Annotated in this window: 14 protein-coding genes; 9 read left to right on the top strand and 5 right to left on the bottom strand. The window is 71.2% G+C overall.

The window, feature by feature from the left end:
* Nucleotides 1-168: 168 nt before the first annotated feature.
* Complete coding sequence (locus ABZ477_RS09580; protein ID WP_360131496.1) at nucleotides 169-2,676, bottom strand: DUF3516 domain-containing protein; 2,508 nt, start codon at nucleotides 2,674-2,676, stop codon at nucleotides 169-171.
* A gap of 97 nt (nucleotides 2,677-2,773) precedes the next feature.
* The gene (locus ABZ477_RS09575) at nucleotides 2,774-3,613 is read right to left on the bottom strand and encodes a GDSL-type esterase/lipase family protein (RefSeq protein ID WP_360131493.1); all 840 of its coding nucleotides are present in this window, start codon (nucleotides 3,611-3,613) and stop codon (nucleotides 2,774-2,776) included.
* Nucleotides 3,614-3,817: 204 nt separating this feature from the next.
* On the opposite strand from ABZ477_RS09575, the gene ABZ477_RS09570 reads away from it, so the two are divergent.
* The 8 genes from ABZ477_RS09570 to ABZ477_RS09535 all read left to right on the top strand — a co-directional run bounded on the left by ABZ477_RS09570 (nucleotide 3,818) and on the right by ABZ477_RS09535 (nucleotide 11,458).
* Nucleotides 3,818-4,135 (top strand): GNAT family N-acetyltransferase, encoded by a 318-nt coding sequence (locus ABZ477_RS09570; protein ID WP_360131490.1) that lies wholly within the window; start codon nucleotides 3,818-3,820, stop codon nucleotides 4,133-4,135.
* A gap of 10 nt (nucleotides 4,136-4,145) precedes the next feature.
* Complete coding sequence (locus ABZ477_RS09565) at nucleotides 4,146-5,126, top strand: pirin family protein (RefSeq protein WP_360131487.1); 981 nt, start codon at nucleotides 4,146-4,148, stop codon at nucleotides 5,124-5,126.
* Nucleotides 5,127-5,264: 138 nt separating this feature from the next.
* Entirely contained in the window at nucleotides 5,265-5,816 is a 552-nt protein-coding gene (locus ABZ477_RS09560) for an ECF transporter S component (RefSeq protein ID WP_360131483.1), read from the top strand.
* Nucleotides 5,817-5,886: 70 nt separating this feature from the next.
* A complete protein-coding gene (locus tag ABZ477_RS09555) occupies nucleotides 5,887-7,737 on the top strand; it encodes an energy-coupling factor transporter ATPase (protein ID WP_360131480.1) in 1,851 nt (616 codons plus the stop codon).
* Entirely contained in the window at nucleotides 7,734-8,573 is an 840-nt protein-coding gene (locus ABZ477_RS09550; RefSeq protein ID WP_360131477.1) for an energy-coupling factor transporter transmembrane component T, read from the top strand. The genes ABZ477_RS09555 and ABZ477_RS09550 overlap by 4 nt, the downstream gene beginning before the upstream one ends.
* A gap of 94 nt (nucleotides 8,574-8,667) precedes the next feature.
* Nucleotides 8,668-9,552, top strand: a complete 885-nt coding sequence (locus ABZ477_RS09545; protein ID WP_360131474.1) for a siderophore-interacting protein — start codon at nucleotides 8,668-8,670, stop codon at nucleotides 9,550-9,552.
* On the top strand, nucleotides 9,549-10,130 hold the full coding sequence (locus tag ABZ477_RS09540; RefSeq protein WP_360131471.1) for an ECF transporter S component: 582 nt from the start codon (nucleotides 9,549-9,551) through the stop codon (nucleotides 10,128-10,130). Before ABZ477_RS09545 ends, ABZ477_RS09540 begins: the two co-directional genes overlap by 4 nt.
* Before the next feature lie 176 nt (nucleotides 10,131-10,306).
* A complete protein-coding gene (locus ABZ477_RS09535) occupies nucleotides 10,307-11,458 on the top strand; it encodes an LCP family protein (RefSeq protein ID WP_360131468.1) in 1,152 nt (383 codons plus the stop codon).
* Nucleotides 11,459-11,575: 117 nt separating this feature from the next.
* Here ABZ477_RS09535 and ABZ477_RS09530 read toward each other — a convergent pair whose 3' ends face one another.
* Together ABZ477_RS09530 and ABZ477_RS09525 are read right to left on the bottom strand one after the other, a co-directional pair.
* Complete coding sequence (locus ABZ477_RS09530) at nucleotides 11,576-12,739, bottom strand: acyl-CoA dehydrogenase family protein (RefSeq protein ID WP_360131465.1); 1,164 nt, start codon at nucleotides 12,737-12,739, stop codon at nucleotides 11,576-11,578.
* A gap of 205 nt (nucleotides 12,740-12,944) precedes the next feature.
* Nucleotides 12,945-13,970, bottom strand: a complete 1,026-nt coding sequence (locus tag ABZ477_RS09525) for a M15 family metallopeptidase (RefSeq protein WP_360131462.1) — start codon at nucleotides 13,968-13,970, stop codon at nucleotides 12,945-12,947.
* A 122-nt stretch (nucleotides 13,971-14,092) separates the two neighbouring features.
* On the opposite strand from ABZ477_RS09525, the gene ABZ477_RS09520 reads away from it, so the two are divergent.
* Nucleotides 14,093-16,198 carry an intein-containing Rv2578c family radical SAM protein gene (locus ABZ477_RS09520; RefSeq protein ID WP_360131459.1) on the top strand — a complete coding sequence of 702 codons (2,106 nt, stop codon included), beginning with the start codon at nucleotides 14,093-14,095 and terminating at the stop codon, nucleotides 16,196-16,198.
* A gap of 332 nt (nucleotides 16,199-16,530) precedes the next feature.
* Here the strand turns inward: ABZ477_RS09520 and ABZ477_RS09515 are convergent, their stop codons facing one another.
* Nucleotides 16,531-18,684, bottom strand: coding sequence for a DEAD/DEAH box helicase (locus tag ABZ477_RS09515; RefSeq protein ID WP_360131456.1), 2,154 nt, complete (start codon nucleotides 18,682-18,684; stop codon nucleotides 16,531-16,533).
* Nucleotides 18,685-18,884: the final 200 nt, after the last annotated feature.

Here is an 18,884-nt window from a genome sequence, read left to right as displayed (position 1 = left end):
CCGTCCCAGGGTAGCCGCGCCGTCCGACCCCGCCGGGCGGCCCACCCCTGGGGAGGAGCCGGCACCGGAGCTCGGTCCCCGAGCTTGTCGGGGGTCGAACTCGAGCCCGGCTTCGCGCAACGAGAGGACGCCTCGACGAGCTCGGCGACCGCGGCGTCTCGGAGCGGGCTACAGCCGGACGACCTCGGTGATCCGCACGACGGCCGTGCCGGCCTCCTCCGACGCCTCGAGGTCCACCTCGCCGCGGATGCGCCAGTCGTGGTCGCCCGCGGGGTCGTCGATCGTCTGCTCGACCTTCCAGACTCCGGATGCTGTCGAATCCGCCTCGTCGATCGCGACGAGCCGCGGCGACCGGGCCGCCCCACCCGTCAGGATCTCGTCGTGGTCCTCGAAGTAGGCGTCGAGGGCGGCGGGCCAGTCGACATCCGGGTCGAGGACCTCCAGCTCGTCGTCCTTCTGCAGAGCTGCGAGCTGCACGCGGCGGAACAGCTCGTTGCGCACGAGGACGAGGAACGCGCGGCGGTTCGCGAGCACCGACGGCGGCGCAGGCGGGACGACCGGCGCCTCCGGGTCGAGCGCCGGATTCACGAGCGCCTCCCACTCGTCGACGAGGCTCGAGTCGACCTGCCGGACGAGCTCGCCGAGCCACGCGACGAGGTCGTGGAGCGACTCTGTCTGCGCCTCGGCCGGCACGGTCTGCCGGATCGCACGATAGGCGTCGCTCAGGTAGCGAAGGACGAGGCCCTCGCTGCGGCCGAGCTGATAGAGCGACACGAGCTCCGAGAACGACAACGCGCGCTCGAACATGTCGCGGACGACCGACTTGGGCGACAGCTCGAAGTCGCGGATCCACGGCTGGCTCGACGCGAACACCTCGTAAGCCTGCGCCAGCAGCTCCTCGAGCGGCTTGGGGTAGGTGATCGCCTCGAGCAGCTCCATCCGCTCGTCGTACTCGATGCCGTCGCGCTTCATGGCGGCGACGGCTTCTCCGCGAGCCTTGAACTCCTGCTGGGAGAGGATCGCGCGCGGGTCGTCGAGCGTCGACTCGATGACGCTCACGACGTCGAGGGCGTAGTGCCCGGTGCCCGCCGCCCCCGGCGCCTCCTCGGGGTCGAGCAGGCCGATGGCCGCGAGTGCGAAGGGCGACAGCGGCTGGTTCAGGGCGAAGTTCGGCTGCAGGTCGACGGTGAGACGGATCCGGTCGCCATCCGCTTCGACGATCCCGGCGGTCACGAGGGTGCGGAAGATCGCGATCGCCCGCCGCGCCAGCTCGTACCGGCGGCCCCGCGACTCGTGGTTGTCGAAGACGAGCGAGCGCACGTTGCCGAAGACGTCCCCGCCGCGCGCGATGACATTGATGAGCATCGCGGCCGTCAGCTGGAGGTGCGGCGCGAGCGCCTCGGGCTCCGCCGCGATGAGCCGCTCGTACGACCCCTCACCCCAGTTGACGACACCCGTCGGCGCCTTCTTGCGCACGATCTTCTTGCGCTTGGCGGGGTCGTCGCCCGCCTTCGCGAGGGCGACGGCGTTCTCGATCTCCCACTCGGGCGCCATCACGACGACGTTGCCGTACGTGTCGAAGCCCGCACGTCCTGCGCGGCCGGAGACCTGGTGGAACTCGCGGGCGCTGAGCTGCCGCATCCGGGTCCCGTCGTATTTCGACAGCGCCGTGATGACGACGGTGCGGATGGGCACGTTGATGCCGACCCCGAGCGTGTCGGTGCCGCAGATGACCTTGAGCAGGCCCTTCTGCGCGAGCGTCTCGACGAGACGGCGGTAGCGCGGCAGCATCCCGGCGTGGTGCACGCCGATGCCCGCGCGGACGAGGCGCGACAGCGTCTTGCCGAACCCCGTCGTGAACCGGAACCCGCCGATGGCCTCGGCGATCGCGTCGCGCTGCTCGCGCGAGGCCACCCGCACCGACGCGAGCGCCTGAGCCCGCTCCATCGCAGCCGCCTGCGAGAAGTGCACGATGTACACGGGAGCCTCGCGCTCGTCGAGGAGCCTCGTGAGGACGTCCTGGACGGGACGGCGCTCGTACGAGAAGTGCAGCGGCACGGGGCGCTCGACGCCCGTGATCCGCGCGACCGGCCGGCCGGTGCGCCGCTCGAGATCCTCGGCGATCGACGTCACATCGCCGAGCGTCGCCGACATGAGGATGAACTGCGCCCGCGGGAGCAGGAGCAGGGGCACCTGCCACGCCCACCCGCGGTCGGGATCGCCGTAGTAGTGGAACTCGTCCATCACGACCTGGTCCACGGCGGCATCCGGGCCCTGGCGCAGCGCGAGGTTCGCGAGGATCTCGGCGGTGCAGCACACGATGGGCGCATCGGGATTCACCGAGGAGTCGCCCGTCACCATGCCGACGTTCGCGGCGCCGAAGATGTCGACGAGCGCGAAGAACTTCTCGCTCACGAGGGCCTTGATGGGCGCGGTGTAGTACGTGCGGCCGCCCTGCGACAGCGCGAAGGCGTGGGCCGCGATCGCCACGAGAGACTTCCCGGTGCCGGTCGGCGTCGACAGGATGACGTTCGCGCCCGACACGATCTCGATGACCGCCTCGTCCTGCGCGGGGTACAGGGCGAACCCGCGGTCGGCCGCCCAGTCGACGAAGCCCGCGTACGCGGAGTCCGGATCCGCACCGGTCGGCACGACGTCGAGCAGGGTGAGCGGCATCATCCGAGTCTGCCAGGGCCGGAGGACCGGTCCGACCCCGGCAGACCACGAAGATCACGGGATGCCGCGACTCAGCGCGCGGCGAGGAGCGCGGTGCTCAGCGCCCCAGAGTCTGGCGGATGACGTTCGTGTACGCGGTGTAGCCCGCGTATGTCGGGTGCAGGAAGCCGGCCGGGTCGCCGACCGGGTCGATTCCGAACCACGGATCGCTGGGCACGCCCGGCGCGAGCTGCACGCCGTGGCCCGCGAACGCGTCGACGACGTCCGCGTAGTGCACGTTCGCTCCGCCGGCGGCGGCAGCGCCCACGGCGGCCTGGATGGCTCCGTTGAGCGCGTCGATCGCGCCGTTCACGCCGGCGACGAGCGCGGCGAGCCCGGCGAACTCCGGCAGCGGCGGCGGCGATTCGAACAGGTGCGCGTAGCCGGTCACGACGATCGTCGCGTTCGGCGAGCGCTGCGCGATCGCGCCGATGAGCGAGGTGAGCGGTCCGACGGTCCCCGGCGCCGCGCCGATCGCGGCCTGGATCGCGGCGAAGCACGCGACCGGGTCAGCCCCTGCGGCGACGCTCGCGCAGGCGGCATAGATCCCATCCAGACCGAGGTCGTTCGCGCCGACGGTGAGCGTCACGACGGTGGTGCCGCGGTTCACCTGCGACAGCTGCGGGTGCGTCCCGGCGATCGTCGCACCCGTGCACGCGGCGTTGCGGAGGAGGTTGATCTTGGGCGCGTCGTCGAGCTGCGCCGCGTAGCCCCCGTCCGTGCGCTGACAGGCGTCCAGAGCAGGTCCGCCGCCCTGCCCTGCCGCGATGGAGTCGCCGAGCGCGACGTATTTCGCCACGGACAGCGGCGAGGCCGAGGCCGGGTTCGCCGGCCCTGCGGCGACCACCCCGATCCCCAGTGCGAGGGCCGCGAGCGCGGCCAGGATGCGTCGTTTCATGATTCCCCTTTGAATCGCGCGGACCCGCGGTCCGCTCCCCAGGTTGCGGCCCGCGACCACGCGATGCGCGTCGGGCAGAGCACGGCACGCGGGTTGAGGCCGACGATAGACCCGACCGGACGCGCTTTCCAGAGGTGTCGCCGTGGCGGAATCGACAGCATCCCGCCTACGTTGAAGGAGACGACCCACGACGGAAGGACACCCGTGAGCGACCTCGATCAACTCACCGTGACCCGCAACGACGTCACGCATCGCTATGAGCTGCGCGTCGGGGATGTGCTCGCCGGCTTCACGATGTTCCGCATCGATCCGCAGGGTCGCCTGCACTTCCCGCACACCGAGGTCGACCCCGCCTTCCGCGGTCGGGGGCTCGCGCAGGCGGTCGTGGCCGAGGCGATGGCGGATGTCGCGCGCCGGGGCGAGACGGTCGTGCCGCACTGCCCCGTCGTGGCGGGATACCTGCGCAAGCACGAGGTCCCGGGGCTCACGATCGAGTGGCCCGACGTGCCGCACCCGGAGTGAGGGTCGGCGGATGACGAGGCTCGATCTCGAGGCGGCGGAAGAGGCGCAGGCCCCGGCCGCGTGCGACGGGCCGCGTGCGCTCCTCCTCGAGTCGCGCGAGGTGCCCCTCGGCGGGATCCGCGCGATGGAGGTCCACCGGACGCTCCCCCAGCGCGACCTCCCGCTCGTCGGGGCCTGGTGCTTCCTCGACCGCTTCGGACCCCAGGTCACGACCATGCGCGTCGAGCCGCATCCGCACATCGGCCTGCAGACCGTCACGTGGCCCCTCGTCGGCGATGTGCGGCACCGCGACTCGGTCGGCAGCGACGTCGTCGTGACGCGGGGCGCGCTCAACCTCATGACGAGCGGTGCCGGCATCTCGCACTCCGAGTACTCCGTCGGCGAGGCCGACATCCCTCTCGACGCGCTGCAGCTGTGGGTCGCGCTCCCGGAGTCCCGTCGCCACGGCCGCCCCGCCTTCGAGCGCCACGAGCCGCTTCCCCGCCTCGAGCTGCCCGCCGCCGCGGGCGAGGCGGGCGAGGCGATCGTCGTCATGGGCTCGCTCGGCGACGTCACGTCCCCCGCGACGGCGTACACGCCGATCGTGGGCGCCGAGCTGCGCATCCCGGCCGGCTCGCGCGTCCGCATCCCGCTCGACCCCGCCTGGGAGCACGCGCTCGTCGGGGTCGAGGGCGTCGCGACGGCGCACACGGAGACCGCCGTCGATCTCGACCGCCGGCACCTCCTCTATCTCGGCATCCATCGCGAATCCGTGGAGGTGTCGGCACCGGACGGGGCGACGCTGTTCCTCCTGGGCGGCGAGCCGTTCGAGGACGACATCGTCATGTGGTGGAACTTCGTGGGGCGCTCGCACGAGGAGATCGTCGAGGCACGCGACGCCTGGGAGGCGGGGACCGAGCGCTTCGGACACGTCGTCGATCACGGCGACGAGAGGGTTCCGGCACCGCCGCTGCCCGCTGTGCGGCTGACGCGCCGGAGAAGACGGGTCTGATGCGCCCGCCTCGGGGCCGGACGTTAGGACGTTGCGCGGCATCGTTGGCGCGCAACGGGTTCACCATAGCGCGCGGCATCGGGCCGGGGGAATCGCCTCAGATGAGAAACGCATGAGGCTGGCCGTTACGCTGGGCGGGTGCCCCCCACGACCCGACTCTCGACGAGCGTCCTGCTCACGTGCGCGGCGATCGGCGTCGCGACGGGCGTGCTCGGCGGCATCGCCGGCTGGCTGACCCCCGTCGTCCTCGCGACCGTGCCGATCCTGTACGGCGTCATCCTCGGCGCCCACGTGCTGCCGGGCATCATCGCGCAGGAGCTCATCCGGCTGCCGTGGGTCGCGCTCATCTCGCACGTCGTGGCGGCCCTCGTGGCCAGCGCGATGGCTCCGCAGTGGGCGTTCCGGTTCCTCGGGACGGCGATCCTGTTCGGCGGCATCCAGGAGATCGTCGCGGCGCTCACCCGCTATCGCGTGTGGAGTGCGTGGAGGTTCTTCATGTCGGCGATCGTGATCGGCATCCTCGTCGCCGTCGTCGTCGCCTTCGCCGCGCACCTGTCGACGCTCGCGCTGTGGGCGCAGATCACCTACCTCGCCGTCGCCGTCCTCGGCCCCGTCGCCTGGACGGCCGTGGGCCTCGGCATCGGGACCTCGCTGCGTCGCGCGGGCGTCGCGCGCGGCTCGCGCCGCTGACCGCTTTCGTCGACCAGGTTAGGGCAGGCTAAGTTAGGTAGGACTAATACGCCTACCCCTGGGAAGTCCCGTGACCGTTCCGCGCCGCGACGCTTCCGTCGCGCTGTCGACGGACACGGCATCCCGACCGCTGCTGTCGGTCCAGGGTCTCGGGATCACGCACGAGGGTGCGGATGCCGCCACCCCGGCCTCGGTGACGTTCGACGTGCGCGCCGGCGAGGTGGTGCTCGTCCTCGGGCCGAGCGGCTCGGGCAAGTCGACGCTCGCCCTCGCCCTCGACGGCCTGATCCCCCACGCCGTGCCGGCGACCCTCGACGGCCGCGTGCTCGTCGACGGCATCGACACGGCCGAGGCGACCGTCGCGACGCTCTCCACCCGCGTCGGGATGGTCTTCCAGGATCCCGACGCGCAGCTCGTCACCGGAACCGTTCTCGACGAAGTCGCCTTCGGCCCCGAGAACCTCAGGATTCCGGTGCCCGAGGTGCTCGAGCGCGCCGAGGCCGCCCTGCGCCGCGTGGGACTGTGGGAACGCCGGCGCGAGAATCCCGACCGGCTCTCCGGCGGAGGGCGTCAGCGGCTGGCCATCGCATGCGCCCTCGCGATGGGATCCCCGCTCCTCGTCCTCGACGAGCCCACCGCGAACCTCGACCCGCAGGGGATCGACGAGGTGTACGCGGCGCTGGCCGACCTCGTCGCGGCGGGCGACCGCGCGATCCTGCTCGTCGAGCACAACCTCGACGCCGCCGTCGGGTTCGTCGACCGCGTCGTCGTGCTCGACCACGACGGCCGCCTCGTCGCCGACGGGCCGACCGACGAGGTGCTGCGCCATCGCGCCGAAGAGCTGCACGGCCTCGGCGTGTGGCTGCCGACCTCGGCGCTCGCTGCCCTGCGCCTGCGCTCGGCCGGGTACCGGCTCGATCCCCTCCCCCTCACGCCCGCCGAGCTGCACGACGCGCTTGAGGCCGAGCCGGCCCCGGCGCTGCCCGTAGGCTCGGGCGTTTCGTCTCGCTGGATCGCGGTTCCTGAGCCTGTCGAAGGGCGCTCAACGACCGGGAGTGATCGGTCGTTGAGCCAGGAGCGGAGCGACGAGACGAAACGCCCCGGACGCGGTTCCGCACCCCTCATCACGGTCCGGAACCTCACGCTCCACCGCGGCCGCACGCGCGTGCTCGATGGTGTCGACCTCGATGTGCGCGAGGGCGAGTTCGTCGCGATCGTCGGTGCGAACGGCGCAGGCAAGACGAGCCTCATCCAGGCCATCGCGGGCGTCATCCCGCCTCCGCGCGGCAGTGTGCGGGTCGGCTCACTCGACGTCGGGCGCAGCGACTCGCGGACGCTGTCCTCGCGCATCGGCTTCGTCTTCCAGAACCCCGAGCACCAGTTCATCGCGCACACCGTGTACGACGAGCTCGCCCACGGCCTCCGGCTCCGGCACCTCCCCGACGCCGAGGTCCGCGAGCGCACCGAGCACATGCTCGAGCGGTTCGGGCTCACCGCGAAGGCCTCGACGCACCCCTTCCTCCTGTCCGGCGGGCAGAAGCGCCGCCTCTCCGTGGGCACCGCGCTCGTCGCCGGCGCGCCCGTCCTCGCCCTCGATGAGCCGACGTTCGGGCAGGACCGGGCGCGCGCCGACGAGCTCCTCCGCCTCCTGCGCGAGCTCAACCGCGATGGCACGACGATCCTCGTCGTGACGCACGACATGCAGCTCGTGACGGAGCATGCCGACCGCACGATCGTGCTGGAAGCCGGACGTGTCGCAGCTCAGGGACCGACGCCCGAGGTCTTCACCGACGCCTCCCTCATCGAGCGCGCGGGACTGCGGCTGCCACCGCTCAGCCGCGCACTGCAGGGCCTGACCCGGCATCCCGAGCTCTCCCGCATCGCCCGGCTCGCGGACCTCCCCGGCGGAGGTGCCGAATGACCGAACTCCGCGACGCGCGGAGCGCAGCATCCTTCGATCCCTATGCGGAGGCGCCCTCGGCGTCGGCCGTCCGCTTCCTGTACCGGCTCAACCCGCTCGCCAAGCTCGCGGGCCCCGCGCCGGCGATGGTGCTGCTCGTGTTCGTCCGGGATGCTGTGACTCCGCTGGCCTTCCTCGCTCTCGCGTACGCGATCCTCCTGGTCGGTGTGCGCATGACGAAGCGGCTCGCGCTCGTGCTCTTCGTCGCGCTCCCCGTCGCCGTCGCCGCGATCGGCGTCGGCTTCTCGGTGTGGACCGACCCCACGCGAATCGAGCCGGGAGCGGTCGTGGTGCAGGTCGGCTCGTGGACGCTCTACAGCGGGATGCTGCAGATCGGCTTCGCGACCGCGCTGCGGCTCGGCGCGATCGTGGCGCTGTCGCTCATCCCGGGGCTCTCGACGACGGGGCCCGACCTCGCGCGGTCGATGGTGCAGCAGCTGCGCGTGCCGTACCGGATCGGCTACACGGCGCTGGCCGCATTCCGCTTCGTGCCGCGCTTCGGGCACGAGCTCGACGTCATCCGCCAGGCCCACCGCGTGCGCGGCGCGCACGGCGGACGCGGTCCCTTATCCGCGATCGCGCGGTGGTCCGGGTACCTCGTGCCGCTGCTGGCGGGCGCCATCCGGCACGCCGAGCGCGTCGCGCTCGCGATGGACGCGCGCGCCTTCGGCGCCCACCCCGACCGCACCGAGCGCCACCTCGTCCCCTGGCGCCCCCGCGACACGGTGTTCGTCATCCTCTTCCTCGCCGCCTCGACCGCCCTCTTCTGGCTCCTCTTCCCCTGGGGCCTCTCATGACCCCGCCCACCCCTCGCGAGACTTCACGAATGTGCCGCGACACGCCGCGCAGCGCGCACATTCGTGAAGTCTCGCGCACCTGACCGGAGGCCCCATGGCAATCAGCAGCCGACTCGTCAAGCCTGAGACGCAGGAGCTCGTGCACCTCGAGGTGCTCAGGACGGAGCGCCTCTCGGCGCACTGGATGCGCGTGACGCTGGGCGGAGGCGAGATCGAGCGCTTCCGGCCCATGGGTTTCGACCAGTGGTTCCGCCTGTTCCTCCCGCTCGGCGGCGACGAGGGCCTGGACCGCCTGCCCGCGAAGGCGAACAAGCTGTTCGGCTACCTCCGCTACCTGCGGATCCCGGACGGCGTGCGGCCCGTCATGCGCAACTACTCCGTGCGGGCTTTCCGTCCCGCGACGGCGGATCGTGGCGCCGAGCTCGACGTCGACTTCGTCCTGCACGGCTCGGCCGCCGACGGCACGGCCGGTCCCGCGTCGCGATGGGCCGAGACGTGCGTCGCCGGTGAGAGCGTCGTGCTGATCGACGAGGGCCTCGCCTTCAACCCCGAGCGGGGCACCGAGCGCGTCGTGCTCGTCGCCGATGAGACGGGCCTTCCCGCCGTCGCGGGGATCTGCGCGAGCCTGCCCGCGCACGCGACGGGCCTCGCGATCATCGAGGTGCCCGATGCGGCGGACGCGCTGGAGTTCGCGCGCCCCGCCGGGATCGAGGTCCGGTGGATCGTGCGGGAGCACGAGGTGCAGCCGGGCGTGCCCGCGCTCGAATCGCTCACGGACCTCTCGGATGCCGAGCTTCCCGCCGGCCCGTTCCACGCGTACATCGTGGGCGAGCAGGCGCTGCCGACCGGCGCCCGCCGCCATCTCGTGAACGAGCGCGGCGTCGACAAGGACCGTGTGAGCTTCTGCGGCTACTGGCGCGTCGGAGCGGCCTCCCCGACCCCGAAGGCCCAGCAGCACGCGACGGAGGCCGCCGCATGAGCCGCGTCACGACCGCCTCCCTGCTGACCTGCGCCGCGATCGGTGTCGCGGGCGGCGCGCTCCTCGTCTTCGCGAACTGGGTCTCGACGGCACTGTTCGCCGCCGTGCCGTTCTTCTCGGTCGCGATCGCGGGGCTCTGGCTGCTGCCCGCGGTCGTCGCCCTGCGCCTGCTGCAGCGCCCGCTCGCGGGCCTCCTCGTCGGCCTCATCTCGGGCCTGGTCATCGTCCCGTTCTCGGGGTACGGCTTCGCGAGCATCGGGACGAACCTGTGGTGGGCGTTCTTCGCGGAGCTGCCCTTCCTGATCGTGCTCTACCGCTTCTGGCGGACGTGGCAGCACTACGCGGGCGCTCTCGTCGTGGGCGTCGTCTACCCCGTGCTCGCGTGGGCGTCGTTCGACCTCGGCACGATGGCGCTGCCGGCGCAGATCGGCTTCTTCGCGGTCGTCACGGCGAGCGCGCTTGCGGGCACGGCGCTCGGCATCCTCGTCGCGGACCGGCTCCAGCGGGCGGGCGTCGCGCGACTCGCGCGCCGCCGGCCGCGGACGCCGGCGAAGGCGACCTCCGGCACGGCCGCCTGACGGCTCGGCGGACAGCATCCCGCCAGGAGACGGATGCTGTCGCCCCCGCCCCGCTAGAATCCAGCCATTCCGACGGCATGGGGGCAAACGGAGTGGCTCGGCGACGACGCACGGTGGCACGGCATGCGCGACTTCGGTCGCCGCATCCGCTTGCGCAGTTCGCCAAGATCCTCGCCGTGGCGGTCGCCGTCGTCCTGGTGAGCTCGGGCGGAGTCGCCACCTACGCGACGTACGACCTCGCGGCGAGCTTCACGGACGAGGTCGTCGATGTGCCCGAGCAGGGTTCCGTCCCGCCCGACATCGGGGCGATCGAGGGCGGCGTGAACATCCTCGTCACGGGCATCGACGAGTGCGAGAAGGAGTTCGCGCACCTCTTCGGCGCGCGGTGCACGGGCGCGGACCGCTCGAGCCGGCTCAACGACGTCAACCTGCTCGTGCACATCTCGTCCAACCCGCGCCGCGTCACGGTCGTATCGTTCCCGCGCGACCTGATCGTGACCCTCCCGCCGTGCACGAGAGCCGACGGCAGCTCGTTCGGCGGCGGCGTCGACCAGATCAACACGGCGTACATGTACGGCGGGCTGGGCTGCGTCGTGAACACGGTGTCCGCGTTGAGCGGGCTCAACATCCCGTTCGGCGCGGTCGTCACCTTCGGCGGGGTCATCAAGGTGACCGACGCGATCGGCGGGGTCGAGGTGTGCCTGGCCCGCGGCATCCGGGATCGCAATACGGGGCTCGATCTGAGCGCCGGAACCCACACCGTCTCGGGCGTCACGGCGCTGCAGTTCCTCCGTACGCGCTACGGCGTCGGCGACGGCAGCGATCTCAGCCGGATCTCGAACCAGCAGCAGTACATGTCGCGGCTCGCTCGGAAGCTCGTGAGCGAGGACGTGCTGTCCGACCCCGCGCGCCTCTACCGGCTGGCCGCGGTGGCGCTCGACAACGTCACGCCGACCCGGGCGCTCGCGAACCCGTTCACGGTCGTCCAGATCGCGCTCGCCGCGAAGGACGTGCCCTTCGACGAGATCGTGTTCGTGCAGTACCCGACTCTCGAATCGCCGACGGATGCCAACCGGGTCGTCCCGAACGAGGAGGCGGCCGATCAGCTGTGGGCCGCCCTCGCGAGCAACAAGCCCCTCGTCCTGACGGGCGACGTGGGCGCCAACGGCGGTGTGGTCGAGGCGCCGACCGACGAGCCCACGCCAGGGCCGACGCCCAGCGCGTCGCCCACGCCGGCCGCCTCTCCGACGGACGTCGCGGAGCTGCCTCGCAGCATCACGGGATCCACGGCCGCGCAGGAGACCTGCAGCGCCGGCAACGTCCGGTAGCGCCCCGCGCGGCGCACCCCTCCGTCGAACGCAGCGCGCCCTCGCCAGGAACGACGGATGCCGCGATTCTCACCCCAGGGAGGACCGCGGCATCCCGGATCGCAGCGCTGCGTGCGCCTAGCGCTTGCCGGCGATCTGGCGTCCGACGATCTCGCGCATGATCTCGTTCGTGCCGCCGTAGATGCGGTGGACGCGGGCGTCGAGGAACGCGCGGGCGATGGGGTACTCCGTGATGTAGCCGTAGCCTCCGTGCAGCTGGACGCACACGTCGAGGACGTCCCACTCGCGCTCGGTCGCCCAGAACTTGATCTTGGCGGCCTCCTCCGCGCTGAGCTTGCCGTCCTTGTACGCCAGGAGCGCCCGGTCGATGTACGCCCACAGCGCGTCGACCGTGGTCGCGACATCCGCGAGCTTGAAGCGCGTGTTCTGGAGGTCGATGATCCGCTCGCCGAACGCCTCGCGGCTCTTCGTGTAGTCGACGGTCCACTTCAGCGCGGCTTCGGCCGCCGCCGCGCCGGCGACGGCGATCGAGAGGCGCTCGAGCGGCAGGTTCATCATGAGCTGCACGAAGCCCATGCCCTCGTTGCCGCTGATGAGGTTCGCTTCGGGGACGAAGACGTCGCTGAACGAGAGCTCGGCGGTGTCGTGGCCGTGAAAGCCCATCTTGTGCAGCTTCTTGCCGTGGTCGAAGCCCTCCATGCCGTTCTCGATGATGAGCAGGCTGAAGGCGTCGGGCCGGTTGCCCTCACCCGTCTTGACGAACGTCACGACCATGTCGGCGGTCTTGCCGCTGGAGATGAAGGTCTTCGCGCCGTTGACGATATACCCGCCGTCGACCTTCTTCGCAGTCGTCTTGATGCCGCGGAGGTCCGAGCCGGCACCCGGCTCGGTCATCGCGAGGGCGCCGATGATCTCACCCGTCGCCATGCCGGGGAGCCACTTCTCCTTCTGCTCCTGCGTGCCCATGTGCACGATGTAGGGCACGGCGAGGTCGTCCTGGATGCCGAAGGCGCCGGCGAGCGAGCCCGAGCCCGCGCCGATCACCTCCTCGTTGACGATCGCGCGGAAGCGGTAGTCCTGCAGCATCCCGGCGCCGCCGAACTCCTCGGGGACCGAGAGTCCGATGATGCCGGCCTGTCCTGCGGCGAGCATCGTCTCGCGGTCGACCTCGCCGGCGGCATCCCATCGTTCGCGCGCCTCGTTGGTCACGTAGCGCTTGCAGAACTCCTTGACGACGTCGCGGAACGCCTCGTGGTCTTCGTCGTAGATGTCGCGCTCCATGTGAGCGAGCCCCTTTCTCACGGTCCCTGGGCGCCGGCCGACCCCTCCGTCGGGGTGTCGATCGGCCGCGCCGCCGGGCCCGATTCTATGTCAACGAGGGTGCGTTCGGCCCGTCGCTGTGAGATCGCATGTCAGGAGTGATGGGACTCAGTACCGGAGTTGTGGGATGCCTCCACCCGGCCTGCGTGAAGCGCGGAGGGCCTGATCAGTCGCCGTAATCGGGAGCCGCGGGCAGGCCGAAGAACTCCTCGAGACTCTGCCATCCGCCCTCGTGATAGACGCTCGCGAGCTCGGGCCCGATGTAGCGGAGGTGCCACGGCTCGGGCGAATAGCCCGTGATCTCGGTGCGACCCTCGACGTACCTCACGATCCAGCCGAACTCCCACGAGTGCGCCGCGACCCATTCCTGCTGCGCGGTGCCGCCGAACGTCCCCATGTCGTCGCAGCCATAGGTGCATGCCGTGACGTCTGCGGCGAGCCCCGTCTGGTGCTCGCTGTAGCCCGGGCGCGCACTGACGAGATCGGCCCCCGCGGCGCCCCGCGACGACACCTGACGTCCGTAGGTCGACTGCTGCGTCGCGTACGACCGGAATCCGCTCTCGAGCGCGATCTCGCCTGCGCCCGCGGCCCGCGCCGCCGCGATCATGTCGGCGAGCGCACCGGCGGCCTCACCGCGGAGCGAGCCGCCCGCGATGTCGCGCACGCCGGCCGGAGCCGCAAGCCCGCCCGGCCGGTAGTCGATGGGATCGGACGCGCGCGCCTTGTTGACGACGACCCACAGGCGCGCGGGGTCCGCGAGCGAGACGCACTCCGCCGTGCCGGAGGCCACCGCCGCGCGGAAGGGCTCCGCGCCGCCCGCGGCCGCCAAGGTGGCCTCGTCGTCGCCGGACTCGAGTGCCGCGACGAAGGCCGGGTCCGCACACAGATCGGCGATCGCCGCCGCCGCCTCGACCTTCGGGGCGGGGAGCTCCGACACGGCCTGGGGAAGCGGCACGGGCGATGCCGTCGGCGTCGCCTCCGCCACGAGACCCGCGGATGCCGAGAGCTCCGGTGCGATGACCGCGGCCGTGATCGCCGCGGCGCCGCCGATGCCCAGCGCCGCGGCCGCGACAGCCGCGAAACCGACCCGGATGCGGGCGGCACGGCGCGCGCGAGCGTGTCGCACCGGCACGGGGGCGGTTGCGAGGAGGTGGGCCGCGCGGGCTTCGCGGCGCGTCGCCGGGGGCGTCACACCGCCATTGTCCCGCTCTCGGAGGCATCCATGCGGAACCCGAGGAGAATCTCAGATGCACGCCATCGCTCATGTGTTCGACCCACCTTGACGCAGTCTCGTATTTCTGTTCGAATGATCGTATGCGCTGGCAGGGACAAGAACTCGGAGTTCCGGATGCCGCGGCCCTCCCAGGTCTCGAGCATCTCAACGGTCTGGTCCGCTCCGTGACGACGCCCGAGTTCGCCGGTGTGACCTTCCACGAGGTCATGGCCAAGAGCGCGCTGAACCACGTTCCGAGCGCGTCGGCCATGCCGTTCGACTGGACCGTGAACCCCTACCGGGGATGCCAGCATGCATGTGTCTACTGCGTGAGTCCGGACACTCTTGTACTTTGTGCCGACGGGCGACAGCGGCGCATCGACGAGCTGAGCATCGGGCAGGAGATCATCGGGACGCAGCAGAAAGGCGACTATCGGCGTTACGTCCGCACCCGAGTGCTCGCGAAGTGGTCGACGCGAAAGCGGGCCTTCCGGATCACGCTCGCGGACGGCACCGAACTGACGGCCAGCGGCGACCACCGGTTCCTCACAGATCGTGGCTGGAAGCACGTCAGCGGCACGATGAGCGGCCTTGGGCAAAGGCCCTTCCTCACGACGAACAACCGGCTGCAGGGCTTCGGCCTCGGCGGACGGCCCGCTCTGAGCTCCAGCCGCACAGGTGAGTACCGACGCGGATACCTCGCCGGGATGATCCGGGGCGATGGGATGCTGTTCCACGGGACCTACGACGATGGGTCGCGTCGCCGGGCGATACACCGCTTCCGCCTCGCTCTCGCGGATTCCGAGGCACTGGACCGTACGCGAGCACTCCTCGCCGACGAGGGCATCTCCACCCGCACGCGTCCGTTCACACCTGCGACCGACGCGCGCCGCGCGATGACCGCGATCCATTCCGACCGCCGTACGGATATCGAGACGATCGAACGGCTGATCACCGTCCCTTCGCTTCGCACACGGTCGTGGCACACAGGGTTCCTCGCCGGCATCTTCGACGCCGAGGGGTCGTGCTCGCGTGGCATCCTCCGGATCAGCAACAAGGACCCGGAGGTCCTGCAGCTCGTCGAAGAGGCCCTCACCGTTCACGGCATCCCGCACGTGACCGAGCCGCCTCACGCGAACGGAGTGCGCTCGGTGCGAGTCACGGGCGGTCTCCCCGAGCGCCAGCGCTTCTTCGGCCTCACCGAGCCGGCGATCACCCGCAAGCTCTCGATCGAGGGAACGGCGGTGAAGACCGTCGCCGATCTCCGGGTCGTATCGGTCGAAGACCTCGGCGTCGAGATCGACATGGTCGACATCACGACCGGCACGCAGGACTTCATCGCGAACGGCGTCATCAGCCACAACTGCTTCGCCCGGGGAACGCACGAGTACCTGGAGTTCGACACGGGGCGCGACTTCGATTCGCAGATCGTCGTCAAGATCAACGTCGCCGAGGTGCTGCGCAAGGAGCTGGCGCGGGGATCGTGGGAGCGCCAGCCCGTCGCCCTGGGCACCAACACCGACCCCTACCAGCGCGCGGAGGGACGCTATCGGCTCATGCCCGGGATCGTGTCGGCCCTGGCGGACTCGGGGACGCCGCTCTCGATCCTCACGAAGGGGACGCTGCTGCGCCGCGATCTCCCGCTGCTGCAGGAGGCCTCGGCATCCGTCCCCGTCACGATCGCGATGTCGATCGCCGTCTTCGACGAGACGCTGCAGAAGCTCGTCGAACCCGGCACGCCGACGACGGCAGCCCGTCTCGAGACGGTGCGCGCGGCGACCGAGGCGGGCTTCCGCGTCACGGTGTTCCTCATGCCGATCCTCCCGCACCTGACCGACTCGATCCCGGCCATCGATGACGCCCTCCGGCGGATCAAGGAAGCGGGCGCGGCACGGGTCGTGTACGGCGCGCTCCACCTGAGACCGGGTGTGAAGCCGTGGTTCATGCGATGGCTCGAGCGCGAGCATCCCGAACTCGTCTCGTCGTACCTCGGCCTGTATCCCGGCGCATCCGCGTACGCCCCGAAGGGCTATCGGTCGTGGCTCGCCAAGCGCGTCCGTCCGCTCCTGCGCGTGCACGGGCTGGGCGGGCAGGCGGAGGACGACTCCCCTCCCCGAGGTCCCGTCCCGGGCCTCGCGGCGCGCAGCCAGGTCGTCACGACCTCGCGCGGGCGGGCGGCCGCGGCGGCGCCGGCCATGCTCTTCTGATCGGGGCGTGCGCGGCCGCGCACGGCTGACCACCTCGGCGCGACTGCATCCAGCTCAGCCGACGCAGCCCGAGGCATCCTGTACCCCGCGGTCTGCCCCGTGACGAAGTCAGGCGATCCGGACTTCTCTCCGGGCGCGAAATCGGGCGATTCGGCTCCCGGTCAGGACGGCGCCGACGGTGACGTGGAACAGGTCAACCACGCGGCCGCAGGCCGATTCCGCAGAACCGGACCTGTGATCGCGTGGTTGACCTGTATTCAGGTTGGGCCATGAACCCCGGGACGACTCAGCCGACCGGGTCGAGGCTTCGATACGACGGCGTCGCCGCCTACTCAGACCGCCGCCTGGCGGCCGGCGAGCTCCTCGAGGAGGTCGTCGCCGAGGCGAACCTCTTCGAAGGGGGCCTCGATCTCGGCGCGGTCCAGGAGCTCCGTCATGCGACGGCGGCGCTGGCGCGTCACGAGCGTCACGACCGTGCCCGAGCGGCCCGCGCGGCCCGTGCGGCCCGAGCGGTGCAGGTACGTCTTGTACTCGTCGGGCGCGTCGGCCTGGATGACGAGATCGATGTCGTCGACGTGGATGCCGCGCGCGGCGACGTCGGTCGCCACGAGCACGTTGACCCGGCCCGACGTGAGGCGCTCCAGATTGCGCGTGCGCTTGGCCTGGTTGAGGTCGCCGTGGAGCGCCACGGCGTGGATGCCGGCGTCGTCGAACTGCTCGGCGAGCATCTCGGCGTAGGCGCGGGTGCGGGCGAAGACGAGCGTCTTGCCCTCGCGGTCGACGAGCGATCCGAGGATCTCGGCCTTGTCGCGGTGGTCGATGACGAGGACGCGGTGGTCGATCGTGCCCGAGTCCTGGTCCTCCCCGGCGACCTCGTAGACGGCGGGCTCGACGAGGAACTCGTCGACGAGACCTGCGACCTCGCGGTCGAGCGTCGCCGAGAACAGCAGCTTCTGCGAGCCGTCGGCGGTGAGGCGGAGGATGCGCTGCACCGGCTCGAAGAAGCCGAGCTCGCACATGTGGTCGGCCTCGTCGAGCACTGCGATGGCGATCTCCGAGAGGTCGAGCTTGCCCTGCTCCACGAGGTCCTCGATGCGACCGGGCGTGCCGATGATGATGTCGACGCCCTTCTTGAGCGCGCCGACCTGGCGGGCCTGCGGCACGCCGCCGTAGATCTGCGTCGTGAAGAGTCCGACCGAGCGGGCGATCGGCTGGATCGTCCGGTCGATCTGCAGCGCGAGCTCGCGCGTCGGCGCGAGGATGAGCGCCTTCGGGGAGCGCCCGAACTCGCGGCGCTGGCCGGCCTGCGCACGCAGCACGCTCTCGACGAGCGGAGCGCCGAATGCGATCGTCTTGCCCGATCCGGTGCGACCGCGGGCCAGCACGTCCTTGCCCTCGAGGATCGGCGGGATCGTCGCGGCCTGGATGGGGAACGGCGAAGCCGCGCCGAGCTCGGCGAGCGACTTCACGATGTTCTGGCCGAGACCGAGGTCGCCGAAGCCCGTGTCCGCGACGTTCTCGGCCTGGATCGCCTCGGCCTGGAGGCGCTCGTGGACGACGTCGACGTGCTCCTCGTGAGCCTTGTCGCGGACCGGCTTCGCGTTCCAGTCCGAGCGGCCGGGTCCGTCGTTGCGGCGGGGGCGGTCGCCGAAGTCGCGACGCGGACGGTCGTCGTACGAACGAGCCGGACGGTCGCCATAGTCGCGACGCGGGCGGTCGTCGTACGAGCGAGGCGCACGGTCGCCATAGTCGCGACGCGGACGGTCGTCGTACGAACGAGCCGGGCGGTCGCCGAAGTCGCGACGCGGACGGTCGTCGTACGAACGAGCCGGACGATCGTCGCGGCGCGACGCATCGCCCGTGCGAGGCGCACGGTCGGCGTAGTCGCGGCGGGGGCGGTCGTCGTACGAGCGAGCCGGACGGTCGTTGTCGTCGCGGCGCGGACGGTCGTCGCTGCGATAGGACGGGCGGCCGTCGCCGAAGCTGCGGCGGTCATCCCGATCGACGCGGTCGAGGTGCGCGGGACGCGAGCGGCGGTCGTCGTCGCGACGCGGACGGTCGTCGTACGAGCGAGCCGGACGGTCGCCGTAGTCGCGGCGGGGGCGGTCGTCGTACGAGCGAGCCGGACGGTCGCCGTAGTCGCGGCGGGGGCGGTCGTCGTACGAGCGAGCCGGACGGTCGTCACGGTCGTAGCGGCGGTCCCCGTGACCCTTGGCAGAGGCGCCGTTGCGGGTGCGGATGTCGCGGGCCTCGTCGCGGCCCGCCTTCTCCTGCGCGGTCCAGCGCCGCTTCGCGGGAGCCTCGACCTGATCGGGGCGGTACCCGCGGTGGTTCGGGCTCTTGCTGCCGGGGCGCGAGTCGGCGGAGCGGGCCGGGGCTCCGGCATCCGGCCGGCGCTTGCGGTCCTGGTAGCTCGTCTTGGCGCCGTAGCGGGGCTCGAAGTTCTTGGCGGGTCGGCCGCCGGCGGCCTTCTTGTTCTTGGGCATGGTCGTGTCCTTCTGGGTTCTCTCGCACGAGAACAGCACTCCTCGAGGCGCACGCAGGCGCTGCCGCACAGCGGCGTGGAGTAACCCGGACTATCGCCGGCCGGGGGCCATTCACAGTGATGGTCGTCGGAGCAGATTTGCTCCCACCATCGGCCCCTTGGACTCACAAACCCATCCGCGACGAAGCGCGGTGTCCAGAG

This window comes from Microbacterium sp. NPDC019599, assembly GCF_040632175.1.
Taxonomy (GTDB): domain Bacteria; phylum Actinomycetota; class Actinomycetes; order Actinomycetales; family Microbacteriaceae; genus Microbacterium.
The sequence above is the reverse complement of the archived record's forward strand: the minus strand, read 5'-3'. Positions and strand labels throughout refer to the sequence as shown.

What these genes read in the sequence shown, in the direction of transcription:
- ABZ477_RS09520 (WP_360131459.1), top strand. Translation starts at nt 14,093, where the DNA reads ATGCGCTGGCAGGGACAAGAACTCGGAGTTCCGGATGCCGCGGCCCTC.
- ABZ477_RS09580 (WP_360131496.1), bottom strand. Translation starts at nt 2,676, where the DNA reads ATGCCGCTCACCCTGCTCGACGTCGTGCCGACCGGTGCGGATCCGGAC.
- ABZ477_RS09565 (WP_360131487.1), top strand. Translation starts at nt 4,146, where the DNA reads ATGACGAGGCTCGATCTCGAGGCGGCGGAAGAGGCGCAGGCCCCGGCC.
- ABZ477_RS09550 (WP_360131477.1), top strand. Translation starts at nt 7,734, where the DNA reads ATGACCGAACTCCGCGACGCGCGGAGCGCAGCATCCTTCGATCCCTAT.
- ABZ477_RS09575 (WP_360131493.1), bottom strand. Translation starts at nt 3,613, where the DNA reads ATGAAACGACGCATCCTGGCCGCGCTCGCGGCCCTCGCACTGGGGATC.
- ABZ477_RS09530 (WP_360131465.1), bottom strand. Translation starts at nt 12,739, where the DNA reads ATGGAGCGCGACATCTACGACGAAGACCACGAGGCGTTCCGCGACGTC.
- ABZ477_RS09515 (WP_360131456.1), bottom strand. Translation starts at nt 18,684, where the DNA reads ATGCCCAAGAACAAGAAGGCCGCCGGCGGCCGACCCGCCAAGAACTTC.
- ABZ477_RS09545 (WP_360131474.1), top strand. Translation starts at nt 8,668, where the DNA reads ATGGCAATCAGCAGCCGACTCGTCAAGCCTGAGACGCAGGAGCTCGTG.
- ABZ477_RS09540 (WP_360131471.1), top strand. Translation starts at nt 9,549, where the DNA reads ATGAGCCGCGTCACGACCGCCTCCCTGCTGACCTGCGCCGCGATCGGT.